The organism is Candidatus Zixiibacteriota bacterium, assembly GCA_014728145.1.
Classification (GTDB): Bacteria; Zixibacteria; MSB-5A5; order JAABVY01; family JAABVY01; genus WJMC01.
This window is the reverse complement of the sequence record WJMC01000013.1, coordinates 1-6,539: the sequence shown is the minus strand read 5'-3', so window position 1 is coordinate 6,539 and position 6,539 is coordinate 1. Positions and strand designations below refer to the sequence as shown.

Annotated in this window: 8 protein-coding genes; 7 read left to right on the top strand and 1 reads right to left on the bottom strand. The window is 50.0% G+C overall.

From position 1 onward, the window contains the following. A partial coding sequence (locus GF404_00615) for a hypothetical protein (protein ID MBD3380674.1) occupies positions 1-237 on the bottom strand: 237 nt, incomplete at its 3' end. Between the two features lie 353 nt (positions 238-590). On the opposite strand from GF404_00615, the gene accC reads away from it, so the two are divergent. From accC to GF404_00580, 7 genes are read left to right on the top strand one after another with little or no spacing between them, the layout of a single operon-like run. Then, the gene (gene accC / locus GF404_00610) at positions 591-1,964 is read left to right on the top strand and encodes an acetyl-CoA carboxylase biotin carboxylase subunit (protein MBD3380673.1); all 1,374 of its coding nucleotides are present in this window, start codon (positions 591-593) and stop codon (positions 1,962-1,964) included. 29 nt (positions 1,965-1,993) lie between these two features. Continuing rightward, the gene (gene gcvH / locus GF404_00605) at positions 1,994-2,374 is read left to right on the top strand and encodes a glycine cleavage system protein GcvH (GenBank protein ID MBD3380672.1); all 381 of its coding nucleotides are present in this window, start codon (positions 1,994-1,996) and stop codon (positions 2,372-2,374) included. Then, on the top strand, positions 2,375-3,733 hold the full coding sequence (locus GF404_00600; GenBank protein MBD3380671.1) for an aminomethyl-transferring glycine dehydrogenase subunit GcvPA: 1,359 nt from the start codon (positions 2,375-2,377) through the stop codon (positions 3,731-3,733). Then, on the top strand, positions 3,726-4,001 hold the full coding sequence (locus GF404_00595; GenBank protein MBD3380670.1) for a hypothetical protein: 276 nt from the start codon (positions 3,726-3,728) through the stop codon (positions 3,999-4,001). The genes GF404_00600 and GF404_00595 overlap by 8 nt, the downstream gene beginning before the upstream one ends. Further along, on the top strand, positions 3,998-4,186 hold the full coding sequence (locus tag GF404_00590; GenBank protein MBD3380669.1) for a hypothetical protein: 189 nt from the start codon (positions 3,998-4,000) through the stop codon (positions 4,184-4,186). The genes GF404_00595 and GF404_00590 overlap by 4 nt, the downstream gene beginning before the upstream one ends. Before the next feature lie 15 nt (positions 4,187-4,201). Further along, the gene (gene bamD, locus GF404_00585) at positions 4,202-4,867 is read left to right on the top strand and encodes an outer membrane protein assembly factor BamD (GenBank protein ID MBD3380668.1); all 666 of its coding nucleotides are present in this window, start codon (positions 4,202-4,204) and stop codon (positions 4,865-4,867) included. 6 nt (positions 4,868-4,873) lie between these two features. Next, a complete protein-coding gene (locus GF404_00580) occupies positions 4,874-6,325 on the top strand; it encodes an aminotransferase class V-fold PLP-dependent enzyme (GenBank protein ID MBD3380667.1) in 1,452 nt (483 codons plus the stop codon). Positions 6,326-6,539: the final 214 nt, after the last annotated feature.

The following is a 6,539-nucleotide window of genomic DNA, read 5'->3' as shown; positions in this document are numbered from 1 at the left end:
CTCGGTTACGACCACGCCCGAGCCTTCCAGTACCACAATCAGCTCTTCGTAGTCCTCGGTGTTGTGGATGCCGACTTCTTCGCCAGGTTTTAAAGTCACGAATCCGGAGATCATCCGGGCGGCATTGGATTTATTCAGTATCTCGAAGTAATCGGTTTGGTCAAACGGCAGATCTGTTACAAACGGTTTGAGGTTCATTTTTGTTTCCTTTCTGTTGGCGTTTTCTTTACCCGGCATATGTGGAGCATCTGCCGGGCACGATTGTTATCGTCATCTGAGGAGTTCCGATTGGAAATCGAGAACGACGTGAGGATCTCGGTTAGAGATTTCTCAGCTCGTCCGCCGAATAAAGACCGGTGTCCTCGGTCGAAATGACGATTACTCTGTCGCCGGTCATTGCGAAAAGCCCAGTGACGAAGCAATCTCACCCGCTATGCTCGATCTGACAATACATTGAATCTCCCCGGCAGATACAAGGCACCTGCTACCAGCATGATCCGTTGATAATATACACTCAACAGACACGATTTCCATTATAATTTGATGAGAATTGACTTGCCAAATTGTCATCAGATGCATACTTTTCGGCCATGTTTAAGAAGATTTTGATAGCCAATCGGGGCGAAATCGCCCTCAGGATCATCCGGGCCTGTAAGGAGCTCGGAATCAGCACTGTGGCGGTCTATTCCGAAGCCGACCGTGACAGCCTGCATGTCAGATTCGCCGACGAGGAAGTTTGTATCGGCCCGCCTCAGTCGAATCTGTCATATCTTGAAGTCAAGCATATCATTTCGGCCGCGGAGGTGACCAACTGTGACGCGATTCATCCGGGCTACGGTTTCCTGGCCGAAAACGCCGATTTCGCTGAAATCTGCCATTCCTGCGACCTGACCTTCATCGGTCCCTCGGCTGATTCGATGCGCAAGATGGGTGACAAGGCAACCGCCAAGCGGATGATGCGCGACGCCGGAGTTCCGGTAGTCCCCGGTTCGGAAGGTGTAATCGGGGATCTGAAAGAGGCCGAAAGAGTTGCCGTCGAGATCGGGTTTCCGGTTATTATCAAGGCCTCGGCCGGTGGTGGTGGCCGTGGCATGAGGGTGGTCAACAGCGAAAAAGAGCTAAAATCCGCCTTCAATACCGCGCGCATGGAAGCGGAAGCATCATTTAAGAATCCCGATGTTTACATCGAGAAATTCGTTACTCAGCCACGTCATGTGGAAATCCAGATTTTGGCCGATCATCACGGCAACGTGATTCATCTGGGTGAGCGCGACTGCACTATCCAGCGTCGTCATCAGAAGCTGATCGAGGAATCGCCCTCACCACTTTTGAGCGAGGATATTCGCCAGAAGATGGGTCAGGCGGCGGTGCGCGGGGCGGAGGCGGCCGGGTATGCCAATGCCGGTACGATCGAGTTTCTTCTGGATGAGGATGGCAGTTTCTATTTCATGGAGATGAACACCCGTATCCAGGTGGAACATCCGGTTACTGAGGAAGCTACCGATGTCGACCTTATTCGCAAACAGATCCTGATCGCGGCGGGTGATGAGCTCGACCTGAAGCAGGAGGATATCCGTATCAAAGGTCACACGATCGAATGCCGGGTCAACGCCGAGGATCCGATAAACGGATTCCGGCCTTCGCCTGGTAAAATCAGTTCATTTCATGTGCCCGGCGGGCATGGTATCCGGGTTGATACTCACGCCTACGCCAAGTATATGATACCTCCATTTTACGATTCAATGATCGCCAAGCTGATCACTCATTCGCACAGCCGTCAGGACGCGATCATGAAGATGAATCGTGCCCTCGATGAATTCGTGATTGAGGGTGTGGCTACGACGATACCGTTTCACAAAATAGTCATCAATGATCCGATCTTCCAGTCGGGCAGGTATTCTACAAGATATATAGAAGAATTCAACTGGAAGGAAAGACTCGAAGAACAGATGGCATTAGCCTGATACAGTAATACAGTAATTTAGGAGGAATGATGGATTTCCCACAGGAGTTAAAATATTCCAAGGAACATGAGTGGATCAAAGTAGAGGGCGATACGGTCACGATCGGTATCACCGATTACGCCCAGAACGAGCTGGGCGATGTGGTTTTTGTTGAACTTCCCGAATCCGGCGAGAGCTTCAAGAAAAACGAGGCTTTTGGAACAATTGAAGCTGTCAAGGCTGTTAGTGAATTGTATGTTCCAATCTCGGGCGAAGTGGTCGAGATTAACGAGAAGCTGGAAGATGATGCCGCGCTGGTCAACAGTTCTCCCTATGGCGACGGCTGGATGATCAAGGTCAAGCTTTCCGATCAGAGTGAACTGGATGAACTGATGGACGCGGGTGCTTACAAGGAAATGGTTGAAAGTTAAATGTCATACGTTTCGAGCTCCGAAAAAGAACGCCGGGAGATGCTTGACAAGATCGGGGTGGCTTCTTTCGAGGAACTGATTACTGAAATCCCCGAAAGCCTGCGATTAAAACGAAAACTGGATATTCCTGCCGGAAAGTCGGAGCTGGAAGTCTCCGAACATCTGCGCAAACTTGCCGGAAAAAACGAAAGTTGCGCTGATCAGGTCAATTTTATGGGTGCGGGGGCTTATGATCATTATATCCCGGCGGCGGTCGACGCGCTGATTTCCCGCTCTGAATACCTGACCGCCTACACACCATATCAGGCTGAAGTCTCGCAGGGGACGTTGCAGACGATCTATGAATATCAATCGCTTGTCTGTCGTCTGACCGGCATGGATATCGCCAATGCCTCGATGTACGACGGCGCTTCGGCGACAGCGGAAGCTGTACTGATGGCATTGACATTAACGAAAAACAACAAAGTCTGCCTGGCTCCCGGACTCCATCCGAATTACCGCGCGGTGATCGATACTTATACCAGCGGAATCGATGTCGAGTTTATCGAGCCTGAAAATGAAGATGGCAGTATCACCGTCGACAAACTTTCCGATATAGATTTCGATCAGGTCGCCTGTGTGGTAGTGCAGTCTCCCAATTTCTACGGAGTGATCGAGGACATTAAGTCTATCGGCAAACTGCTGGCCGATAAGAAGGCGATGTTTGTGGTAGTCTCCAACCCGGTTGCGCTTGCGCTTCTGACTACTCCGGGTGAGGCCGGGGCGGATATCGCGGTGGGCGAGATGCAGGTATTTGGCAACTGCCTCAACCTCGGGGGGCCGTATGTCGGTTATTTTGCGGCGCGCAAAAAACTGATGCGCCAGATCCCGGGACGTCTGGCGGCACGTACCGAAGATGTCAAAGGTGAAAAAGGTTATGTCCTGACTTTGCAGACCCGCGAACAGCATATTCGTCGCGAAAAGGCGACTTCAAATATCTGTACCAACCAGGCCTTGTGCGCGCTCGCCGCGACAATTCACCTGAGCCTGATTGGTAAATCGGGACTTATCGAGATGGCCAAACAGTCAGTCCGTAAAGCGCATTATCTCGCGGAAAAACTGGCGCTGATCGACGGAATTGATCTGGTTTATAAACAACCGTTCTTCCATGAATTTGTAATAAAGCTGCCTGTTCAGGCCCGTGATTTTATGGAGAAGATGCAGTCCGAGAAAATCCTTGCCGGGGTGCCGATGGCGCGCTTTTATACGGATCGCAACAGCGAACTTCTGGTAGCCGTGACCGAAAAACGTTCACGTGAGGATCTCGATTTATATGTTCGCAGGGCGGAAGAGATAGCAAAGCAGGCAAGCGATGCATGAAAAATTAAATAGTAATAACAATGAGCCGTTTTTGCTCTATAAATCCTATTCCCGCATTTACACGAATTTCCTGTGCGAAGTGCTCAAGTCAGCCGGGATTCCATACCAGTGCCGGTTGCGGGGAGGCTTGATGGGGCGTGGCGGAACTATGACGGGGATTTTTAGTCATGCCAGCGAGGACGCGTTCATCTATGTTCCCGATGAATACCGGGAAGAAGCGCAACAGATAAAAAAACAGGTCGTGGGTGAGAAAGAGGAGGACTCATGAAAAACTTAATTGTGCTCACTCTGGCAGTAGTGTTCCTGCTGGTTGCCGGTCTCTGCGCTCAGGACGCGGATTCGGCTGAAGCTGAACCGGATACGATCAACTGGCAGACTGATTTCGACAGGGCCCGTGCGCTTGCGGTCGAAGAGGACCGTTATATGCTGATCGAGTTCTACACCGACTGGTGAAGCTGGTGCAAGCGCTTGGATAGCGTTACGTTTACTGACCCGATGGTCGCGACAATTTCGAAATCGATGGTTTTCACTAAAGTGAATGCAGACAGTAATAAATCATTGCAGGAAAAATACGGTGTGGCCGGTTTTCCGACGATTGTGGTCACCAGGCCGAACGGGCGTGAGATCGATCGTATGGTGGGTTATTATCCGCCTGAGAATTTCATACCGGCCCTGGTCGATCTTTTGACCAATCGCAACACTCTCGATCACCTCCTCAAAAAATCGGCTGAGAATCCGGACAGCCTCGAGCTGTTGAACCAGATAGCCGAGAATTACACTTACCGCTCTGATTTCAAACAGGCTAATTACTACTATTCCATGGTGCTCGAAAATGACAAGGATAACAGCCTGGGATTGGCTGACGATGCCTGGATGTCTCTGGCCGGCATCAAACGCCGTGAAGACAAAACCAAGGAAGCGGTGGAAATGTACGCGCAACTTGAAAAGAAATTTCCGGAAAGCGACCTGGTTGAGACTTCCAAATTGATGATACCCTATACCTATTATAGAGCTGATGATTTGAAGAACGCTGAGAAGCATTTCAAGAAATTCAAAAAGGAATTTCCAGATTCTGAACAGATAGAATGGGTCGACAAGCAACTCGAGAAAATCAAGGAAGAAAAGAAGAAGTGATCTGACATGAGCGAACCGACGATTTTTGAGCTTTCCGGCGCAGGTCGGAAAAACAGCTATATACCTGAAGATCATAGTTTCCAGGCTGACCTGGATGACCTGCTCGGTAAAAACAATCTGCGTGCTGATGAGGCGGATCTTCCGCAGGTTTCCGAAAACGAAGTGGTGCGTCATTTCACCCGCTTATCGATACTTAACCACAATATCGACAGGGGCTTTTATCCGCTGGGGTCATGCACTATGAAATACAATCCGAGAATAAACGAGAAAGTTGCTCGATTCCCGGGATTGTCGTGTATTCATCCATACCAGCCGGAAAGAACAATTCAGGGTGCGCTTGAATTGATGTATTTCCTGGCGGAATATCTCGGTGAAGTATCCGGGTACAAACATGTTTCCCTTCAGCCGGCCGCCGGTGCCCAAGGGGAGTTCGTCGGATTACTTATGATCCGCAGGTATCACGACAAAAAAGGCAATGCTAAAGAAACCGTGATCATACCGGATTCCGCCCACGGCACAAATCCGGCCTCGGTAAGATTTGCCGGTTACAGTTCGGTACAGATCAAATCGAGTGCCGAGGGGATCGTCTCCGCCGATGAGCTCGAGACTGTGATCGATGACAAGACCGCCGCGATCATGTTGACCAATCCGAATACACTGGGTTTGTTTGAGTCCGAGATTGAAAAGATCGTCGAAATCTGCCGTAAACACGACACTCTTTTATATATGGACGGCGCAAATCTGAACGCTCTTCTGGGAATTTCCCGGCCGGGCGATATGGGTTTCGACTGTGTTCATTTCAACCTGCATAAGACTTTCTCGACACCTCATGGAGGCGGAGGTCCGGGTGCGGGCGCAGTCGGGGTAAGTGAACGGCTGGTCCCGTTTTTGCCGACGCCAATGGTGGCCAGGGATGGTGATCGTTTCTATTTCGATTACGACAGGCCGGATTCGATCGGCAGGGTGCATAGCTTCTACGGTAATTTTGCGAATATGGTAAGGGCTTACGCATATATTTTATCCAACGGTCATGATGGTCTCAGGCGGGTTTCCGAAACAGCCATCATCAACGCAAATTACCTCAAGGAGAAGCTGAAAGACGCTTATCACCTGATTCACGACCGTCATTGTATGCACGAGTTTGTGCTGTCCGGCGACTGGCAGAAGAAGAAGGGAGCCAAAACGCTGGCGATTGCCAAACGGTTGCTGGATTTCGGCCTGCACGCGCCCACGATTTATTTTCCGCTGATTGTTTCTGAAGCTCTGATGATCGAGCCGACCGAGACTGAAACTCCTGAGACTCTCGATCGTTTCACGGAGATTATGATCCAGATCGATAAGGAAATCGAGGAGAATCCTGAGCTTGTAAACAGTGCTCCGCACACCACGCCTGTTAAAAGACTCAACGAAGTCATGGCGGCAAAGCTGGGTGATGTCTGTTATAACGGCAATAAATAGTATTCTTTCTGATTTATTGAAAGGCGCCCACAAAGGCGCCTTTTTCATTTTCATAACACGTTTAACTGATTAGATTGCGACCATGATAGCTTTGCGCGATGTAGATTATTCTGTGCTCTCCGCGGACAAGGGCCGAAATCGCATAATAAAAAACCTCAGCCTGGATATAAAAACGGGTGAGAATGTGGCGTTAATGGGCCACAACGGTTCAGGG